The sequence below is a fragment of the Klebsiella sp. 141161 genome (assembly GCF_050600815.1).
GTDB classification, from domain to species: domain Bacteria; phylum Pseudomonadota; class Gammaproteobacteria; order Enterobacterales; family Enterobacteriaceae; genus Klebsiella; species Klebsiella aerogenes.
In genome coordinates, this window is sequence record NZ_JAQIRN010000001.1 from 156737 (window position 1) to 173842 (window position 17106).

18 protein-coding genes are annotated in these 17106 nt (G+C 57.0%); all 18 read right to left on the reverse strand.

All coding sequences use genetic code 11. The features are described from left to right. Positions 1–18: 18 nt before the first annotated feature. The 18 genes from tssH to tagF all read right to left on the reverse strand — a co-directional run bounded on the left by tssH (position 19) and on the right by tagF (position 17100). Positions 19–2631, reverse strand: a complete 2613-nt coding sequence (tssH, locus tag PGR79_RS00830; RefSeq protein WP_430920833.1) for a type VI secretion system ATPase TssH — start codon at positions 2629–2631, stop codon at positions 19–21. Positions 2632–2680: 49 nt separating this feature from the next. Then, the gene (gene tssG / locus PGR79_RS00835) at positions 2681–3724 is read right to left on the reverse strand and encodes a type VI secretion system baseplate subunit TssG (RefSeq protein ID WP_213794030.1); all 1044 of its coding nucleotides are present in this window, start codon (positions 3722–3724) and stop codon (positions 2681–2683) included. Continuing rightward, positions 3721–5592: a type VI secretion system baseplate subunit TssF gene (tssF, locus tag PGR79_RS00840; protein ID WP_020078759.1), complete on the reverse strand. Its 1872-nt coding sequence runs from the start codon at positions 5590–5592 to the stop codon at positions 3721–3723. The genes tssG and tssF overlap by 4 nt, the downstream gene beginning before the upstream one ends. Before the next feature lie 2 nt (positions 5593–5594). Next, positions 5595–6158 carry a type VI secretion system baseplate subunit TssE gene (tssE, locus tag PGR79_RS00845; RefSeq protein ID WP_015705452.1) on the reverse strand — a complete coding sequence of 188 codons (564 nt, stop codon included), beginning with the start codon at positions 6156–6158 and terminating at the stop codon, positions 5595–5597. Beyond that, positions 6155–6949, reverse strand: coding sequence for a type VI secretion system accessory protein TagJ (locus PGR79_RS00850; RefSeq protein ID WP_430920835.1), 795 nt, complete (start codon positions 6947–6949; stop codon positions 6155–6157). The genes tssE and PGR79_RS00850 overlap by 4 nt, the downstream gene beginning before the upstream one ends. 9 nt (positions 6950–6958) lie before the next feature. Next, on the reverse strand, positions 6959–7942 hold the full coding sequence (locus tag PGR79_RS00855; RefSeq protein ID WP_430920837.1) for a hypothetical protein: 984 nt from the start codon (positions 7940–7942) through the stop codon (positions 6959–6961). Between the two features lie 21 nt (positions 7943–7963). Next, positions 7964–8758, reverse strand: coding sequence for a PP2C family protein-serine/threonine phosphatase (locus PGR79_RS00860; RefSeq protein WP_015705455.1), 795 nt, complete (start codon positions 8756–8758; stop codon positions 7964–7966). Next, a complete protein-coding gene (gene tagH / locus PGR79_RS00865) occupies positions 8758–10485 on the reverse strand; it encodes a type VI secretion system-associated FHA domain protein TagH (protein WP_348854682.1) in 1728 nt (575 codons plus the stop codon). The genes PGR79_RS00860 and tagH overlap by 1 nt, the downstream gene beginning before the upstream one ends. Before the next feature lie 80 nt (positions 10486–10565). Further along, positions 10566–10973 (reverse strand): putative T6SS immunity periplasmic lipoprotein, encoded by a 408-nt coding sequence (locus tag PGR79_RS00870; protein WP_213794026.1) that lies wholly within the window; start codon positions 10971–10973, stop codon positions 10566–10568. A 9-nt stretch (positions 10974–10982) separates the two neighbouring features. Beyond that, positions 10983–11162 carry a hypothetical protein gene (locus tag PGR79_RS00875; RefSeq protein ID WP_113373352.1) on the reverse strand — a complete coding sequence of 60 codons (180 nt, stop codon included), beginning with the start codon at positions 11160–11162 and terminating at the stop codon, positions 10983–10985. A gap of 55 nt (positions 11163–11217) precedes the next feature. Further along, positions 11218–11700, reverse strand: a complete 483-nt coding sequence (locus PGR79_RS00880) for an Hcp family type VI secretion system effector (RefSeq protein ID WP_015366565.1) — start codon at positions 11698–11700, stop codon at positions 11218–11220. Between the two features lie 179 nt (positions 11701–11879). Next, the gene (locus PGR79_RS00885) at positions 11880–12302 is read right to left on the reverse strand and encodes a T6SS amidase immunity protein Tai4 family protein (RefSeq protein WP_113373351.1); all 423 of its coding nucleotides are present in this window, start codon (positions 12300–12302) and stop codon (positions 11880–11882) included. Next, positions 12299–12805, reverse strand: coding sequence for a type VI secretion system amidase effector protein Tae4 (locus tag PGR79_RS00890; RefSeq protein WP_182941316.1), 507 nt, complete (start codon positions 12803–12805; stop codon positions 12299–12301). The genes PGR79_RS00885 and PGR79_RS00890 overlap by 4 nt, the downstream gene beginning before the upstream one ends. A 16-nt stretch (positions 12806–12821) precedes the next feature. Next, positions 12822–13208, reverse strand: a complete 387-nt coding sequence (locus PGR79_RS00895; RefSeq protein ID WP_228302251.1) for a Rap1a/Tai family immunity protein — start codon at positions 13206–13208, stop codon at positions 12822–12824. A gap of 59 nt (positions 13209–13267) precedes the next feature. Next, on the reverse strand, positions 13268–14767 hold the full coding sequence (gene tssC, locus PGR79_RS00900; protein ID WP_015705459.1) for a type VI secretion system contractile sheath large subunit: 1500 nt from the start codon (positions 14765–14767) through the stop codon (positions 13268–13270). A 3-nt stretch (positions 14768–14770) separates the two neighbouring features. Further along, positions 14771–15295 carry a type VI secretion system contractile sheath small subunit gene (gene tssB / locus PGR79_RS00905; RefSeq protein WP_015366559.1) on the reverse strand — a complete coding sequence of 175 codons (525 nt, stop codon included), beginning with the start codon at positions 15293–15295 and terminating at the stop codon, positions 14771–14773. A 75-nt stretch (positions 15296–15370) separates the two neighbouring features. After that, on the reverse strand, positions 15371–16381 hold the full coding sequence (gene tssA / locus PGR79_RS00910) for a type VI secretion system protein TssA (protein WP_430920839.1): 1011 nt from the start codon (positions 16379–16381) through the stop codon (positions 15371–15373). An 11-nt stretch (positions 16382–16392) separates the two neighbouring features. Beyond that, positions 16393–17100, reverse strand: a complete 708-nt coding sequence (gene tagF, locus PGR79_RS00915; protein ID WP_015366557.1) for a type VI secretion system-associated protein TagF — start codon at positions 17098–17100, stop codon at positions 16393–16395. Between the last annotated feature and the right edge of the window lie 6 nt (positions 17101–17106).

A 17106-nucleotide genomic window follows, 5' to 3' on the forward strand; every position in this document is an offset into this window, starting at 1 on the left:
ACTCACTTTCTGATGGTGTTACGCGGCAAACTGACAATGAAACTCGCCTTGCGCATAGCTGATGCGCAGTTGCGTAAACTGCTCATCGTTACGGTTGGCGGTTAACAGAATTTGGCTCATCTGCGGCAGCAGCGTGTTGGTCAGAATCGCATCGACCATACGCCCGCCGGATTCCACTTCGGTACAACGCTGAACCACCTGCTCGACGACGCTGTCGTCAATCTCGCAGACAATGTTGTGATTGTCCTGCAGACGGCGCTGAATACGCGCCAGCTGCAGGCGCACGATTTGCCCCAGCATCGCATCGCTCAGCGGGTAGTACGGCACCACCAACAGGCGGCCGAGCAGCGCTGGCGGGAAGACCTGTAATAGCGGCTGACGCAGCGCGCCGCTCAGCGCTTCCGGCTCGGGTATCAGATCCGGGTCGGCACACATAGCGCTAATCAGCTCGGTACCGACGTTAGACGTTAAAATAATGATTGTATTGCGGAAATCGATATGGCGGCCTTCACCGTCTTCCATCCAGCCTTTATCAAACACCTGGAAAAAGATTTCGTGCACGTCCGGATGCGCCTTCTCGATTTCATCCAGCAGCACCACGCTATACGGGCGGCGACGCACCGCTTCAGTCAGCACCCCGCCTTCGCCGTAACCCACGTAACCCGGCGGCGCGCCCTTCAGGGTCGAGACGGTATGCGCCTCCTGGAACTCACTCATGTTGATGGTGATAACGTTCTGTTCGCCGCCGTACAGCGCTTCCGCCAGCGCCAGCGCGGTTTCGGTCTTACCCACGCCGGATGGCCCGCAAAGCATAAAGACGCCGACCGGCTTATTGGGATCGTCGAGCCGCGCGCGTGAAGTGCGCACACGTTTGGCGATCAGATCCAGACCGTGGCGTTGGCCAATCACTCGCTGGTTGAGCGTGTCGGCCAGGCTCAGTACGGCGTCAATTTCATTTTTGACCATCCGCCCCAGCGGAATGCCGGTCCAGTCAGCGACCACCGCCGCCACTACGTTCTCATCTACCGCCGCGAACAGCAGCGGCATCTCACCCTGCAGGGTTTTTAGCGCCAGCTGTTTTTCATTAAGCGTCTGGCGCAGCGCCGGCTGGGCGTCGTCATCAGCCTCCTGCAATTGCGCGCGCAACGCGATGACTTCATCAACCAACGCGCGTTCCTGCTCCCAGCGACGACTCAAGGTATCGCGTTCAGTTTCCTGCTGCTGACGCGCCTGCTTGAGTTGCTCAATGCGCTGAGCATCGCCAATCGCCACCCGGCTCTCGCGTTGGGCAATCTCCAGTTCCACATCCAGGGCGGCAATGCGCTGCAGGCAATCTTCCAACTGCGGCGGCGGTGCGCTTTGGCTGACGGCGACGCGGGCGCAGGCGGTATCCAGCAACGCGACCGCTTTATCCGGCAACTGCCGCGCGGGAATATAACGATGCGACAGCTTCACCGCCGCGTTGACTGCTTCATCAAGCAGCAGCACCCGATGGTGTTTCTCCAGCGGCGATACGGTACTGCGCAGCATCAGCAACGCTTTCTCTTCATCCGGCTCGTGGATTTGCACCGTCTGAAAACGGCGGGTCAACGCCGGATCTTTTTCAATATATTTTTTGTACTCCGCCCAAGTGGTCGCGCCGATGGTACGTAGCTGTCCGCGCGCCAGCGCCGGCTTCAGCAGGTTCGCCGCATCGCCGGTGCCCTGCTGGCCGCCTGCGCCTATTAGAGTGTGGATCTCGTCGATAAACAGCACGATCGGCGTCGGGCTGGATTGCACTTCGTTAATTAACGCCTGAAGACGGGCTTCAAATTCGCCTTTCATGCCCGCACCGGCCTGCAGCATACCGATGTCCAGCAGCCACAGCTCAATATTACGCAACGGCTGCGGGACATCGCCTGCGGCGATCCGCCGCGCCAGCCCTTCCACTACCGCGGTTTTACCGACGCCGGCTTCCCCGGTCAGCAGCGGGTTGTTCTGCCTGCGCCGCATCAGGATATCCACCATCTGGCGGATCTCTTCATCGCGGCCAACCACCGGATCGATCTTGCCCTCCTGCGCCCGCTGCGTCAGATTCTGTCCGTACTGGGCCAGCGTGCCCTGCGCCGTCGGCGTCGCGCCCGTGTTGGCCGTCTCCACCGCCGCCTGCTGGCTCTCTTTACTGGCGGCCAGCAGCATCTCAAAGCTCTCGCTCAACGCATCGACATTGATTTTGCTAAACTGCGGCGAAATACCTTTCAGAACATTAGCCAGATTCCAGGTTTTCAGCAGCCCTATTAACAAATGGCCGCCGCGGATGCGGTTGACGCCATATTTCAGCGAGCCATAAACCCACGCGCGTTCGACGGCGCTATCGATATGCTCAGAAAGGTCGGAGACCGAGCTGGCGCCGCGCGGCAGCGCATCCAGGGCCGCGATGATATCGCGGGTCAGCGCCTGCTCATCAAGGGCGAAATGGCGGATAATGTGTTGCAGATCGCCGTCCTGCTGCTGCATCAGTTGGTGCAGCCAGTGCACCAGCTCAACGTAAGGGTTGCCGCGCAGTTTACAAAAGGCGGTTGCGCTTTCCAGCGAGGTAAACAACAGCGTATCCAGTTTGCCGAAGAGTACGGCACGGCTGATTTCTGACATGTTCGGTTCCATTGATAACATTAATAAAGGTGTCAGAGAGCAGACGACATCAAGCGCCGCTCTGCTCCACGCTAAACACTAAATCGCCACGCGGCGCGGGGGCTGGCTGGTGGCCAAGCCAGGTGCTGTAACCCAGTTTGCCGTCGCCGCTGAGGACCGTACCGGGTATTTCATCGCCGCGGATAAGTACCCTGACATCCCATGCATATTCGATCCCAAGATACTGACGGATCCAGTCGCGTAATTCGTTCACCGCGTTTTCGCCCGGCAAAAAACGGGCGTATTCGGCGGCGCTAAGCGGGCCGATTTCAAGGCGGAATTTATGCTGAACATCGCGTACCGCGACGCCGAGAAACGCCGAGACGCCCAGGCGAGGTAAACGCCTTCCCGCCCCCAGTTGCGCTTGTTCTCGCGAGGTCAGCGGCATCCACTGCGGCACGTTGCTGATAATGTTGACCGGGACTTTGAAGTAATTTCGCAGGATCTTCTCCAGCCCTTCCGGATCCCGACCATGACGGCTGAGATGGCCTGCGTGGGTGAAACGCGCATGCGGGCTCAGGTCGCCCTTCTCCAGTTGCCCCGGCTGACCCATGCCGATGAGTGAGGCGAGATAGCGCTCAAAGCGGCGGTTATCCGCACGGTCTAACGATACCGTTGGCTGCGCGTCGGCCCAGGCGCGGTAGAACAGTAGCGTCAGGCGGTGATGAAAGAGATCGGCAAAAGCGCTCAGGCTGTCGTCCTGATGATGATGAATACGCTCGCGGGCGTATTCGGTCATATGAACCGGCAGCGGGCCATTAGGGCCGAACAGACCGAAGCTGAGAATCGATATCTCATGCACCGCGCTATTTTCCCGTTTTTGCGCGCTGGCCAGCGTCGCGGGGGCAAACCCCATTGATGGCGTTTGCCCGATGCGCAGCGATTCAAATTTCGGCAGCGGCGCGCGCCCAAGCGGGTAACGTTCGCCCCCTTGCGCGTCAATGCGGCGCAGCAGATGAAAAAGATCGTAGCGCCAGGGCGCGGCGGTAACCTCGCGCCAGAAAACGTCCGCCAGCGGCGTCAGGCGATGAATGGTAGCCAACGTCTCACTCATATCAGCGCCCTTTTCCCCATTCGCGGCGCCCAGTAACCGATTTCGCCGCGCTGCTGGCTACATAAGGTGAATTCGGTAAAGCTGTTGAGCGACACCAGCCGGGCAAAGACCCGTTCCAGTACGCTGCCAAACAGCCACGGGCTGGCGCCGGAAAAAGCGCGCTCATCTACAGTTAAGGTGATGCCGATACCGCGGGCGAAGACGATCGGCCCCGGCTCCGGAACCCGGCGATGAACCGGCTCCAGCACGCAGTGGCGTACCCCTTCGATTTGGCGGGCCACGGCGGTCTCCGCCAGCCCGGCATACAGCCCAAGCAACTGGCGCAGCGCTGCTGCACCTTCGCCATTTTCACCGTCCATCAGGCTGAGATAGTTCATCTGCAGCTGGCTTATCAGCCGCCAGGTGCTGAGCCCTTCCGCCAGCGCCGGTCGCGGCGGCGTCGGGCCGCTACGCATTTTCAATGTTTTTACCGGTAGCGAATCCGCCAGCACGAATTGCCCCAGCTCCTGTTGTAGCATCAACGGCAGATCGCGGCTGGTGCACAGCACCTCGGCGGTGATGTAACGCAGATCTTCCTGCCACGGCGCATGCTGCTCATCGACCAGTGAGACAAAGGTCTCAGAGCCGGTATAGCCGGTACGCGTGCCATAGCGCAGCGCGTGTTCGGAAAGCACCCGCTGTTCGCGGCGCAGTGAAAAATAAGCGCCGTAATCTCCGGCATCCTTGCTCCATGAACTCCAGAATGGACGGAACTCGCGATCGTCGCGGTGACCATCGGCACTGCCGTGAATTTTACTCACCGAATAGATTTCGTAGTCCAGCGGGCGGATGTTATCGACCACCAGATGGTATTCATGTTGGCTGTCGCTCAGCGACTGGCGGGCGGCGATTTTCGGAAACAGGTTAATCACCGGCGTGCAGTGCAACGCGAAGTGGTTAGCTTCCACCACTTGTTCCAGCCGGTCGTCGGTTTTATCCAGCAGAACAATAATATCGAAGGATTTTTCTTCCTTGCACTGACCGATTAACTTGCTGAGGCCGTTAATACTGATAAAGCGGAAGCGCGCCGGGAAGGCAAAGTATTCGTGCAGCAACCTGTAGCCGTCAAAATTGCGAAGATCTTCCGGTAGCAGCGCCTGATTGGCGGCGAAACCCTCTTGTTGTATAGCCTCTTCGCTCAGCGAAAAACGCAGCGGATCGCGCCCGGTGGTCTGGCACACCACGCCGACCTGGTGGGCAAGAATCAGCTCCAGCAGGCGCAGCGCCTCAATATCCGGGCCGCTTAAGAAAAACGCCAGCCGGTCAAAGGTCAGATGGCCAAGATGTTGAGCCCCTTCACAGCTGATACGCAGGCGCAAAGCGCTGACGGCGCCGCGCTGGCTGAGCCCAAGCGCGGCCAGCGGCACATCGGCGGGTATCCCGCCAAGTTCGGCTTTCTCAATACGCAGCGGCAACAGCGTGACATCGTGCGCGGTGGTATAGCTACAGGTGACGCCGTTTTTCTTCAGTACCTGGCTGTCCATCATCGTACCGCGCGGTACCACGAAACCTTTACTCAGATCGCCCTTATTGATGTCCGGCTGCAGTTCGGCTATCGCCATCGACGGCGTAGGCGCCAGATAATTGGGCGCGATCATCTCCAGCAGACGTTGTGAAAAGCGCGGGAATTCGGCGTCCATTTTTAGCTGGACGCGGGAAGTCAGAAAGGCGAACCCCTCCATCATCCGCTCAACGTAAGGATCGGCGACCTCAATACCGCGCATGCCCAACCTGCCGGCAACCTTCGGATAGCGTTCGGCGAATTCAGCGCCCATCTCACGCAGATAGGCCAGCTCGCGGTTGTAATATTCAAGCAGTTTGCCTTCCATCGTTACCCCGCGTCTTTCAATTCAAAGTGGCCATTTTCGAGATCCACATCGGTGCGGAACAGAAACTCTAATGGATACGGTACGCACCACAGACGCCCTTTAATTTCAATCGACAGGACGTTATGTAAATCCAGTGACTGGGTATCAGAAATACAGCGGACCTGAAGCCCCTGCGGCAGAATGCGCGGTTCGAAGCTGATAATCGCCTCGGTAAGTTTGCGCTGAATATCCTGCCATTCAATGTCCGACATCCGTTTCCCGGCCAGCGGCGCGACGCCGAAATTAACCACCGAACGGCGCACGTGCGCCAGCGCGGCCAACGCCTGCGGATCGTCATGATTGATGGTATTGAACAGCCACTGCAGATCGCGCAGCACGTGACGGCGCAGCGTACTGTGGGTGATCAGGTTGCTGTTAAGCGGCTCCGATTTTTTCTGCGGCTGATTATCGGTCAGGCGGTCGAGCAGCGACGGCTGCATCTTATCGCGGGCGCCAATGGTCTCTTGCTTGCTACGCGCCTGCCAGCCGCTGCGCAGCGCGTCACCGTCGCGTACCGGTTTGTTCATGCAAAACTCACCACGTCAAGAGAGAGAATCGGGAATTCATCGCTATCGTTAAGCCACACTTTCTGCCCTTGGCCCTGATACAGCGCGCCTTCGTCGTCCAGCGGCTGCCACTCGGTGGCGCGGCCCAGCTGGAAGCGCGCCTCCGTCTGCGGCGTGACAGGGTAACGCGCGGGGATCTGACACACCTGCTCGCTTCCATCGGTCAGGCGCACCAGCGCATGGCGCCACACCAGATCGGTGACGCTCGCCGGGGCCTGAAAACGAATTTCGGCGATAGCGGCGAACGGCAGCCAGCAATACCGGCCATTGACGATAAGTTCGCAAACCGGCCCCAGACGCGCGTCGCCGTCCATCAACCAGTGAAAAGCGACCGCGGGGGTATCCGCCTGATTGAGATTGCCAGGATTAAGGGGCGCCTGTTCAAAGGCGGCCAGCCGCTGTCGCTGGGCGGTTTCTGAATCAGCACAAAGCGCGGAGGCCAGCGCAGACAGCCACGGCCACTGGCTGTCCGGCATCTGCGGGCGTGCGCTACCGGCAAATACCGCATCGCGCTGCTGCTCGCCCTGAATGCTCTGTTCCAGCAGGGTGACCGTTGGCCGGGCCTGCGGCTTCAGCGCCAGCCAGCTTTTTAGCTGCGCCAACGCGCGCGTCCAGTTACCGCTCAGGCATAGAAACTGGACGAACGCCGCGCGTAAATCGGCATCGGCGGGACGGCTTTTGATGTCGCTTTCCAGGCGCTGCAGCGCCGCGTCGACGCTTTCGCCAGCCAGCTGTTGATATAGCGTGTTCATCGTCGCTCCTTAGTTTGCCGCGCGCCATGCGCTGGCCGCCGGATTACGCAGCAGCGGGTGCAGGCCGTCGATCAGCACAACGTTGAGTTTGATATCCGGCGCCAGCCACGGCGACCAGACGCTCCGCGCCGCCTCTATCCGCGCCTGTAGACGCGACGGATCGTTGGCCAGTTCGCGGGACATTTCGATAGCCAGCGTGCCGGTCATCTGCCAACCGTTTTGTCCGGCGACATAGGGCAGGATCATCCAGCTTTGTTGGGCGTTTTCATTGCTGACTACCATGCGTTGGTTATTGACCGCGGTGATCAGAAGTTTGTTGGGGTCAGCGGCGGCATTGAGACCCACCACCGGGAAGCCGTGCACAAACGTCACGGTGCTCTGCTTTTCTTTACCGTTAACGGATTGAGTGATGACGGTGCGACCGCTCAGCCAGCCGCCCTTTTCGCAACTACCGGATTCAACGGCGGGGATGAATAAGGCGGCGGCGCTTTCCTGCCAGAAGGTGCGCAGTCGACAGCCGCCCTGCAATGTGAACTCCTGCCACGGCGTACGGTCGGCGGCGGGAGACAGTTTTTCCGCCTTCTCTTCCGGCGGCAGCCAGGCTGGCGCGACGGGCTTTTCCGCCGCCGCAGCGGTCTCGGCTGGCGCGACTTTTACCGCCCATTTTTTGTTTTTCGCCGCGCTCCCCTGAGCGATATGCCCATTGTTAGCGTCAACCAGCGTCCAGTTCAACTGCTGCAAACGCGAACACTGATGCTCCATTAACGCGCCGACGCGCGGCAGGAAGTTATCCAGTATCTTGACGTTCTTGTTGCCGTTGGCGACGATGCGTAGCGCCACTTCATTAGCGCACCAGCTCTGCGCGGTATTGCCCTTGATGTTATCGATCCAGACATCCAGTTTTTGCGAAGGCGATTGCACGATACGGTAGTTTTCCGCCTGCGCGACGCCGGTGGCGGCAAATATTGCAGCACCCAATATCCAATGTTTCATAAAAATCCTTCTTAGCCTGTCTCAATCCCGCAGGGGGAAAAATTGCGCGGCATCGGCCAGCGAGTGCAGCAGCGTCGCCTCTTCCGGACTGCCCATCCATACCGCGACGGCGCTGTAGTTGTCTTGCGAGGCCTGGTCGCCGTCATTGTTTCTCTGAAGATACTGATTCATCAGGGTTAACCACTCCTGCGGGGTATTGACCATCTGCAGGGAGGATTTCATCTGCTCTTCGCCAACGCCGTGCCAGAAACCATCGGTACAGAGCAAAAAGGCATCGCCGTCTTCCACCGGCACCACATCGCTATAGCTGGCTTCCGCACCGTCGCTGGCCATGCCTAACGCCCGGTACAGTAGGTTGCTGTTAATATCGTCGGTCTGATGTCCGGCATCTTTCATCTGTTGGACCAGACTGTGGTCAGTGGTGACGTGGTACAGCCAGCCGCGGCGAAACAGGTATAACCGGCTATCACCGGCGTGGGCCCAGTAGGCCAGCTTATAATCGCGATCGATAAACAGGCTCACCAGCGTGGTGCCCATTCGCCGATAATCCGGCGTCGCCTGCTGTTGCTGGAGAATGGCGCCGTTGGCCTGCTGTACATACTGGCGAATGGTCTGGGCGTTCAGATGATTATCGCCGTCAAACCGATCCAGAATCGCGTTGCGCGCCAGTTCCGCCGCCACCTCGCCGCCGGGCAACCCGGCAATACCGTCGCAGACCACAAAGCAGGCGGAGCGCTCACCTACGCATTCGCCGGTCTGATCCTGATTGCTGGCGCGCGTTCCCTGGCGGGAAAGAGAAGCCGTGGTAATGTCCATTATTCTTCCGATCCGCTCTGTGAGTCTTTGTACTGATTCACTTCCATGTCATAGGCATAGAGGAACGCTTCGCCAAACAGGGTGTGGAAATCGTCTTCAATTTCCCCGGCGGTTTCGCCGTAGGTACGGACAAAATAGTCCCATAACGCCGCTTTGCGGCTGGCCGGAAGCGCCAGGCGCGAAGTGTGGCCATCGCGTTTAGCCTCTTCTTCCAGCTGCTCGGGGTTAAAGGACTGCAGCATCGCGGCGATAATCGCGCGGATCCCCGAGATCATCCCTAACTGATGGGCCTGCAGGTCAATCAACGCATCGCGTACCGATTTTTTCGGCGGCATAAAGCCCGGCATCCGCGCGCCGAACATCTGCATCAGCACGGTTTTGCCCGAAGGCAACAGCTTGAACGGGTTATTGGCGTCGTCCAGTACCATGGTCATATCGGCTTTGACACCGCGTTTGAGGATCGAACGCGAAGAGAGCAGCGCGACGGTTCCCTGCGAGAACATGCTCAGCATTTGGCCAAGCTGTCGCATATTCTCTTTGTCGAACTGCGGGACCGGCTGCATATCGCCGAGCCCCATGCCTTCCAGTAAGGCCTCCAGTAACTCTCCCTGCAGCACTTCGCCGTTACTCGGCTGCGGCGTGCTGGTCGCCTGATGTTCATGACGCACGGGATCGATACGCAAGCGCCCTTTTGGCGTTTGGGCGGCTTGCCGCGCCACGGCCTGCGGCGTCGGTAAGGTTATTTCCGGCGCTTCTTCACGCGCTGCCGCGGGCGGCTCCTGCGGCGGCTGGGCCATCAATAATGGCGAATCAAAAGCGGCATCAGGCTCGTCGGCAACCGTTTTAGCAGGCTCTTCGTTGCTGAAGGCATCTACCGATGTCAGCGGCGCGCCGCCCATTAGCCCCAGCGGATCGTCATGACGCGCGGTTTTGGCGCTAGCGTCGCCGCCAAAGAGCGCCAGCGGATCTAATTCTGCCTGCGGCTCATCGGCGACAGGCTGAGCCGGTTTTTCAACTGGCGGCACCAGCGTCGTTGGCGTAACGTCGGCAAAGATACTATCGCGATCAAATGGGGTGTCATCGGCAAACAGGTCGTCCGTCGCCACCGGCGGGCGCTCAAACAGCGGTTCGCTATCAGCGAACATCGCCAGCGGATCTTCCGGATTACGTTCAGCAGGCTTCGGCTCTGCGAAGGGATTCGGCGCATTATCGGCCTGCGGCTTAGCCCGGCTGCTGGAAATACTGTCGGCAATCGAGAATTCCTGCATCAAGCTATCCCAGATTTCTGACGGCACCGCGGTTGGCGCGGCTTCCGCCACGGTGGGCGCTGCGGATGGCGCAGGTGTTGACGGTTTCGCAGTGACAGGCGGCTGACCGCTCGCCGCCATTCGGCTTATCGGTTGGCTATCCTGCAGCAGATCGCTGACTTCGATACGATAGTCGTCAATGGCGAGGATATCGCCATCCTGGAGTTCAACCTGACGCCCCCGCTCCAGCGGGATCTCGTTGAGTACCACCCGCGTCACGTTGCCGCGATTGGTAATTTTGCACTCGCCGTCTGCCGCCACGTGAACGATGGCCTGCAGGCGAGAAATGGCGCGGTCGTCATCCGGCAGCACCAGGTTATTGTCCGTACCGCGCCCAATGGTACCGCCCGGCGCGTAAAAGTCACAGCTGCCCTGCGGGGGCTGATGACCGGCTTTGGTCGAAATAATCGTGAATCGCATAGCCTATTCCTGCTGATATGATTGGCGCACAAACGCTGCCGCTCTCGAAATAAGAACGGCGGCGTTTGCGGAGGCACATTTTATTCAGTCTGTGTAAGCTTAAATTGCCCTGAAGCACTTTCTACTAAGGAGAATCGAGCACCATAACGAACGGAATCGTTTTTACCAGACACTTTTAGTGCAACATCATATTCTCCAGCTTGCCATGTAATACCACTCCATTGGTGACACTGCTGGCTATTTAACATCGCGGTAGGGCTGAACGTCGCTGGCGGTGATATTGGTTTCCATTCATTGGCCGTTTTTTTCATAATGGTGGGCGAAGAACTAGTGATAGGCGCATCCAGCCCTGAGTTAACGGGGAGAGCAAAACAAGGTTCATTGTTTTTTAGTGTTACTGAAAACGTCTGATATTGTGCCGGGTGAGGTACACAGGCGTTTATCATGATTGTGAACGCCAATATAATAAAAAATTTACTCATAACCATGCCCGCCGATCAATACATTTCACCATTAGGCGTCATTACAACATTATTTGATTGCATGTTAAATGGTAAGTAAATTTTATTATGTCCTTTAACTTCAGAATATTTTATTGCGTCGCCAAAAACCAAACGTGCTAATGCTATCTCGCCGATAGTAAGAGAACGATAACCCCCTTCCTGCAAATTTGCCATGTATCCTTCCTCCTTGATTGAGAATGGCCGGGGAAAATCCCCGGCACGTAGGCAATTATGCTTCTTTATTTTCTTTGATATTCCAGCCGGCGCTGCTTTCTGCCCCTTTACCGCCAGCGGAAGTCTGCTCCCAGTACTGCTGTTTCACTTTCGCCGCCTGGAAGGCATAGGTTACGCCAACGGTGTCGCCGTTATCGGCGCCGGTGTACTGCACGGAAGTCACCAGTACATCTTCGAGGGTGATTCGCGCATATTCAACCTGCTGACCACCGGCTTTGCAGACCGAAAGTTCAACTTTGGTCAGGTGCTTGCCGCTGGAGCAGTGCTTCAGAATCGCGGTGGTGGATTTGTCGATCAGCGCATTTACGTGCAGGTCGTTGAAATTCACTTTACCCGCACCGCCACCGCCGCCCACGCTCATATTACCCGGCTGGGATGCGCCCCAGGAAAAAGAGGTAATATCAGTCCAACCGGTGTGATTAGAATCTTTTGATTCACCGGTTACACCCTCGACCTTCAGAAACATATCAATAGCCATAATATCTACTCTTCGTTAATGAAAATTATTGCTTTCGAAAAAGCACTTATATGGCAAACAGGAAAGCATGGGGCTGAATAAAACCATCCATATTTTACCTCTGCCTCAGAGCAACAGGCTTAAGCCCATTGCTGGTCTTAACACTCATGCTGTGAAATAGCAGGAATGCAAAGTTGAAATTAATGCGGGTTATCCTGATTCCAGGTTTTATTAGGATCACCGATGATTATCTGCGAAGTTAATTGATCCAGTTCCGTACTATGATAAAGGCGCAAACAATTCAAAGTGACGCCCTGAATTGCGGGTTGTCTCTCGGAATGAAAGTCATTGGTGGCACTTTTGTATTTAGTAATAATGGCGTTAATTTTGTCATTACCGTTTTCAATATCGAAAGGCACCCACTCCAGCAACGCATTGCTACTGCGCGCAGCATCCACAGAAAACTGACTTTTATCATCGGCTACCTGCGCCAGACAGCGGGATAAAACCACGTCTTTAACAACCTGCTTATAGGGTAGCTGTTTAACAAACAATACCGGGTCGTCCCAGGCATAAGCCGACGCACTGCTAGCAAGCAGCAGACTGATAATGATTCTGTTCATGGCAACTCCCAAAAATTGGCTTTGGTCGTCGTGTAATTAGTGTCCTGGGCATTGAAATAACAGTGATCCGAACAGGTTAAGCCATTCCAAAAAGTGGCATGGCCAGCGGCATCGCTCCAGCCCTGTACTTCGAACAAAATCACGCCTTTTGTATTAGCCAACTGCTGAACGGGTAAAGAAGGATAACTAACGATCATATCGGGGTTACCCCACTGGCGGGTCAGCCAGGCGATAACATCTTTAACCCGGAAGAAATACCATTTGTTATCTGCGCCAGATACTGTCAGTCCGGCAATACGCGGCACTGGATGCCCGGTATAGTTCAACACATAGCTCATGCGTACGGCACAGCTATTTGACCAGCCACCCTGCTGTTCCGGTATTTCAAAGTTGTGTTTCACTTTTCCACCGATGACTCGCTTAACTTTACCAATAGGATCGTTAGCGTCGTAAATGCGCGTTGCCGCCGCCCATGCGGCAACAAAAGAAGGTCTGGCGTTCATTTTTATTCTCCAGTGGTTATCCATGACAAGGCAACTCCTTCGCCAACGCTTCGGTAATCAGCATCGCCGCAGGCTGTTTTATTCGCTCGTCGGGCAGCTTTTTGAAATAGCTGTAGACGCTTTCTCGAAGCGATCCCGGCAGTGCCTGCTGATAACCGCACCAGGCTTTACCTTCTGTTGCATCCATCACGCCAAGCAGATACATATTGGCCTTTAACTGCTGCTGGGTATTGTCTTGCGCCAGCCAGGCCTTGAGAAACTTTTCGCCGCTCAACCGCACATCATTACGTGATAGTTGATTGGGATCGCGTAGTAAATTGGCGGAATCATCAGCCGCCTGGACGACAGTAAATGGCGTCAGCACCGTGAGCAGTCCCAGCGTGCAGAGTGGTAATAATTTCATTTCTTTACCTCCTTCCATGGCGTTGTACCTGCCGGGAGTCGCCTCCCGGCGGCATCATATTACGCTTCCTTGGTTTTCAGCGACGGCAGCTTGGAAACCAGACGCAGCGACACGGTAAGCCCTTCCAGCTGGTAGTGCGGACGCAGGAAGAACTTCGCGGTGTAGTAACCCGGGTTGTCTTCGATCTCCGCTACCTGCACTTCAGCCGCCGCCAGCGGTTTGCGCGCTTTGGTCTCCTGCGACGAGTTAGCCGGATCGCCATCAACGTAGTTCATCACCCAGTCGTTCAGCCAGCGTTCCATGTCATCGCGCTCGCGGAAGGAGCCGATTTTGTCGCGCACAATGCACTTCAGGTAGTGAGCAAAACGGCAGCAGGCGAACAAGTACGGCAGACGCGCGGCCAGACGTGCATTCGCCGTGGCGTCGGCATCATGATATTCCGCCGGTTTCTGCAACGACTGCGCGCCGATAAAGGCGGCAAAGTCGGAGTTTTTGCGATGGATCAGCGGCATAAAGCCGTTTTTCGCCAGCTCCGCCTCGCGGCGATCGCTGATGGCGATCTCGGTCGGGCATTTCATGTCCACGCCGCCATCGTCGCTCGGGAAGGTGTGGCAAGGCAGATTTTCCACCGCGCCGCCGGATTCCACGCCGCGAATGGAGGTGCACCAGCCAAACTCTTTGAAAGAGCGGTTAATGTTCGCCGCCATCGCATACGCCGAGTTGGCCCACGCGTAATTGTTGTGATCCGCGCCGTCGGTCTGCTCTTCAAAATCAAAACTGTCCACCGGGTTGGTTCGAATCCCGTAAGGCAGGCGCGACAGGAAGCGCGGCATCACCAGCCCCAGATAACGCGCGTCTTCCGACTCGCGCAGCGAACGCCAGGCGGCGTATTCGGTATTCTGGAAGATTTTGGTGAGGTCGCGCGGGTTCGCCAGCTCCTGCCAGGACTCCATCTGCATCACTTCCGGTGCGGTACCGGTAATAAACGGACAGTGCGCAGCCGATCCGATACGCGCCATTTCACCCAGTAATTCCACATCCTGCGGACTATGGTCGAAATAGTAATCGCCGACGATGCAGCCGAATGGCTCGCCGCCAAACTGGCCGTACTCCTGCTCATAAATTTTCTTAAAGATCGGGCTCTGGTCCCAGCCCACCCCTTTGTAACGCTTCAGAGTGCGCCCCAGCTCCTGCTTGGAGATGCTCATAAAGCGGATTTTCAGCATCTCGTCGGTTTCGCTGTTGTTGACCAGGTAGCTCAGGCCGCGCCATGCGCTTTCCAGTTTCTGGAACTCGTCATGATGCAGGATCTGATTCACCTGGCGCGACAGCTGTTCATCGATACCGGCAATCAGGTTCTGGATGGTGCGATAGGTGTCGTTGGAAAACGTGACGGTGTTTTCCAGCGCCTGCTGCGCGAGGGTTTTTACCGCGCTCTCAACGGCGGAACGCGCCTGGTCGGTTTTCGGGCGAAACTCTTTGTTCAGCAGCGCGCTGAATTCATCCTGGCTAAAGGCCTGGCTGGACTGCTGCTCATGTTGTTGAGTCGGGTTGCTCATCGATTACTCCTCGCTACCTTTCGCACTGTCATCTTGTTTCGGCATCTGGCTCAACGATTTGAGCAGCGTCGGATCCTGCAAAATTTTGGCAATCAGCTCTTCCGCGCCGTTTTTGCCGTCCATATAGGTGAGCAGATTCGAAAGCTGGGTACGGGCTTCCAGCAGTTTGTTCAGCGGCTCCACTTTGCGGGCCACGGCATCCGGCAGGAAGTCGTCCATGCTGTCGAAGGTTAAGTCGACGTTCAGTTTGCCTTCGTTGGTCAGCGTATTGTCGACCTGGAAAGCGACGCGCGGTTTCAGCGCTTTCATACGTTCGTCGAAGTTATCAATGTCGATGTCGAGGAACTTACGTTCATCGACCGCCGGTTGATTGTCGACCGGTTTACCCACCAGATCCGCCATCACCCCCATTACAAACGGAAGCTGGATTTTGCGTTCCGCACCATAAATCTCTACGTCGTACTCGATCTGTACGCGGGGCGCACGGTTGCGTGCGATAAATTTCTGCCCACTTTTACTTATTGCCATGATGTTCTCCATCGAAGATGCGCGGTAAAGGTTGAGCGCCAGACCTTATGCCTGTCGCCATAATGTCCGGACGCGTCAGTCGCGACGTCCAAAAATGTTTTCCAGTTGATGAACGCCGTCCGGCGCTAAATCGCGGATGATGTCCATAAAATCCAGCTCAATCAGCCGCTGTACCCGTTCAATCATCAGCGGCGCGGGGTGACTCGGTTCGTGCTGAGCGAAGTACTGTTTTACTTTTTCCAGCATCTGCTGCGCCTCGGCGCGGCTGCTGATTTGCGCGCTGCGCCAGTCAACGGCAGACGGCGGCGGCGCGTTGGGAATCGCTTGATGTTCACTCACGGCACTCTCCTCGCGGGACGCGTGAAAGGACGAAATATCGGTTATCTGGCAGGCGCCGGCGACGATACCGACGGTCTTCTGCAGTTGTTCCATTTCCGGCACGCCGCTTTCACCCAGACAATCGCTTAATATTTCGCGGATGGTCTGCAAGCGCTGGTGAATGGCGAGGATGGCGTCAATCCCCGGCTGTCCGCCGCGGGCCAGTTCATCAATCAATCGCGAACGGCCGCCGGGATAATCCGCGCATTCGGTTTTACTGCCATCGAGCAGCGCCTGCGCATCGCGCAATAGCAGTTCATCGCCATTACTGCGTAACAACACGGCATTGCGTAACGCGCTGGTCAGCGCTGATTTATCACTCAGCCCCGCGAGCGCATTGATGCGGTAAAACGGATCAGTTTCGCCATACTCTTCCAGCAGCGGATAGATAGGCTGCCAGTAAAGCGACAGCGCCTGTTGCACCAGCAGCAGGCCATCTGCGTAACCACTCAGGCCGTGGCGTTTTGTCCACGCCTGAGTCAGCGCCAGCATGACGCGCAAATCTTTGGTGCGGCTAAGTAGCCCAGCCGCCAGCTTTTCTACCGTCGTCCAGTCAGCGGGTTCCGCCGGGATAATGGTGTCGCCAAACTGCTGCTCGGCTTTACCCTGCATCGCTTGTTCCATTGCCTGGAAATCGGCGTCATATTCGAGGTTTTCACCGCAGGGCTGCTCCGCGCTAACCGGAGCAAGGAATTCATCAATATTCATGGCCTACCTGCTTATTCAAACATCGGCGGATACAGACCGTGACGGCCCGGTCTCGCGCCCCCGGCGGGATCAAACAGCAGCGTGAACAGCTGACCGGTCAAATTACCGCTATGGACGTGGGTATAGAGCGGATAACCATCGGCGCGGTTGGTCCACCAAAAACTGGTCTGACGCTGCGGATCAAAACAGTCCGCCGCCTGCTGCCAGCCAAGGGAGCTTTGCCCATCTTGCTGATAGCCAATCACGTCGAGTATTTCCGAACGCTTTTCCGCCTCTACCAGCTTTGGCGCCGGAATGGCGAGTAGCGCCTGGTCAAGTTGTTCAGCGGAAAAGCCATTACGTACCGCATGCAGCAGCGTTCTGCCCACCTGCTGATACCACTCTCCGGCCTGAGTGAGGATTGAAGGCGACCACTCCAGCGGGTTGAAGGCCATTTGCGCGCAGATGGGATACTGGCGGCCTACCCGATCGCGTCCGGGGATCAGACACCCCATCTGTACCATCTGGCCGCTCAACATCGGCGGGACGATAAAATTCCAAACCGGCGCGTTGCTGAACTGGCGTTCGCCGCTACGCTGTTGCTCCTGTTGCCAGGCTAACAGCCCCACCTGAAACCATTGCGACCACTGGCGAACCAGCATGTCCGGAAATCGACGTTGTAAAAAATCGCCGGTACTGGGGAGTTTCCCGTACCAGCTCATCGCAGGGGCGTGAGTCATTCGGCT